Origin of the sequence: Citrobacter sp. wls826, from assembly GCF_005281245.1 — a bacterium.
Lineage (GTDB): Bacteria > Pseudomonadota > Gammaproteobacteria > Enterobacterales > Enterobacteriaceae > Citrobacter > Citrobacter braakii.
This window is the reverse complement of the sequence record NZ_SZWS01000024.1, coordinates 114959-116858: the sequence shown is the minus strand read 5'-3', so window position 1 is coordinate 116858 and position 1900 is coordinate 114959. Positions and strand designations below refer to the sequence as shown.

Annotated in this window: 3 protein-coding genes; 2 read left to right on the top strand and 1 reads right to left on the bottom strand. The window is 54.8% G+C overall.

What is annotated here, in order from left to right:
- Positions 1-68: 68 nt before the first annotated feature.
- Positions 69-965, bottom strand: a complete 897-nt coding sequence (yhaJ, locus tag FDW87_RS05625; protein ID WP_016154624.1) for a DNA-binding transcriptional regulator YhaJ — start codon at positions 963-965, stop codon at positions 69-71.
- Between the two features lie 104 nt (positions 966-1069).
- Here yhaJ and FDW87_RS05620 point away from each other — a divergent pair, with 104 nt between their 5' ends.
- Both FDW87_RS05620 and FDW87_RS21865 read left to right on the top strand, forming a co-directional pair.
- The gene (locus FDW87_RS05620; RefSeq protein ID WP_016157539.1) at positions 1070-1771 is read left to right on the top strand and encodes a pirin family protein; all 702 of its coding nucleotides are present in this window, start codon (positions 1070-1072) and stop codon (positions 1769-1771) included.
- A 26-nt stretch (positions 1772-1797) separates the two neighbouring features.
- A partial coding sequence (locus FDW87_RS21865) for a hypothetical protein (RefSeq protein ID WP_252363034.1) occupies positions 1798-1900 on the top strand: 103 nt, incomplete at its 3' end.

Here is a 1900-nt window from a genome sequence, read left to right as displayed (position 1 = left end):
TTCCTGCACCGCGCGGATAAAACTATCCGATAAGGTGCATTTGCACCGCATCCGGCGTAACAGCCCTGCTATTTACCCGCAAACAGCTTGGGAATTTCCCGCAAACACCAGGATTTCGCTTCGCCCATGCTGTCTCGACGCCAGGCCATAATAATATCAATTTCGCTTGTCGATTCCGGGCTAACCACACGCAACCGACCCGCCGCAATGTCCTCTTCCACCAGCGGGTATGGCATCGTCGCCACGCCAAGGCCGGCCAACAGCGCCTGGCGTTTATCTTCTATCGAACTCACCGTCAGACGCGGCTGTTTATCCAGCAGTTGAACCGTCAGCACCGGGCGTTCGCGGGCCGTGTCCGCCACCGCTATTCCACGGTACTTCACGCGGGTGACTTCCGATAACGGTTCCGGTTCCTGATGAATTGGATGATCCGGGGCCGCCACATATACGTTCATCAGCGAGTACAGCTTGCGCGAGTTGATTTCCGAAGATGAGCGAAAATGCATATCCGGCGCAATCACGATATCCGCCCGCCCCTGCTCCAGACGCTCCCACGCCCCGGCCAGAACTTCGGTAATAACGGAAAGCTGGGTATTGGCCTTCCCGGCAAGTCTGTCGATCAGCGGGAAAAACGCCGCCGTCGGCACCAGCGCTTCGGTGACGATGGTCAGATGCGTTTCCCAACCGCGAGCCAGCGCTTCGGCATCGGTGGTCAGCTTATCCGCAGCTTCCAACAGTACACGCCCACGTTCCAGCAGCATACGCCCGACGTTGGTGAATTTTGTGCGATGACCTGAACGGTCGAACAGCACGACGTCCAGCTCTTCCTCCAGCTTCTGCATGGTATAGCTGAGCGCGGAAGGAACGCGCCCCAGTTCGTCCGCTGCGGCGGCAAAGCTGCCACGCCGGTCTATTGCGTCCATGACGCGTAACGCCTCAAGCGTTAAAGCCCTTTCTTTGGCCATCTCGTTCTCATTCAGGAAATTTGAACATACCGGGCAGAATATCTGGCTAACAATGCAGCGTCTAGCCATTTAACATAAAAGGAAGTAAAGAGAGGTCAAGAACTATGATTACTACCCGTACAGCCAAACAATGCGGGCAAGCAGACTACGGCTGGCTGCAGGCCCGTTATACCTTCTCCTTTGGACACTATTTTGATCCTAAACTGCTGGGTTATGCCTCGCTGCGTGTTCTGAACCAGGAAGTTCTGGCACCGGGAGCCTCTTTCCAGCCACGTACCTATCCGAAGGTGGATATCGTCAATCTGATCCTCGAAGGGGAAGCGGAGTACCGCGACAGTGAAGGCAACCATATCCAGGCCAAGGCAGGAGAAGTTTTACTGCTCGCCACACAGCCGGGAATTAGCTACAGCGAACACAATATCAGCAAAGATAAACCGTTAACCCGAATGCAGCTCTGGCTGGATGCCTGCCCGCAGCGCGAAAACGCCTGCGTACAGAAAGCCACGCTGAGTGCCGGTAAGCATCAGTTGCTTGCCTCGCCGGATGGAGAACAAGGCAGCCTGCATCTGCGTCAACAGGTATGGGTGCACCACGTTGAACTGCAACAAGGTGAATCGCTGAGTTTTCAGTTACATGGGCCGCGGGCTTACTTACAGTCGATCCACGGCAGATTCCATGCGGTGACATCTGGCGCCGAAAAGGAAGCGCTCACCTGCGGCGATGGCGCATTTATTCGTGACGAAACTAACATAACGTTAGTCGCCGATACCGCGCTGCGCGCTTTGCTGATAGATTTGCCCGTATAGTCAGGGAAAACAATGGAGTACGACTATTGAGCAAGAAATCATCAAAAAAACGCCAGCCGCAGGTTGAGCCGAAAAAACAAGATACTGTGACCTTCGGCTATGAAGAAATGCTGACAGAGCTGGAAGCGA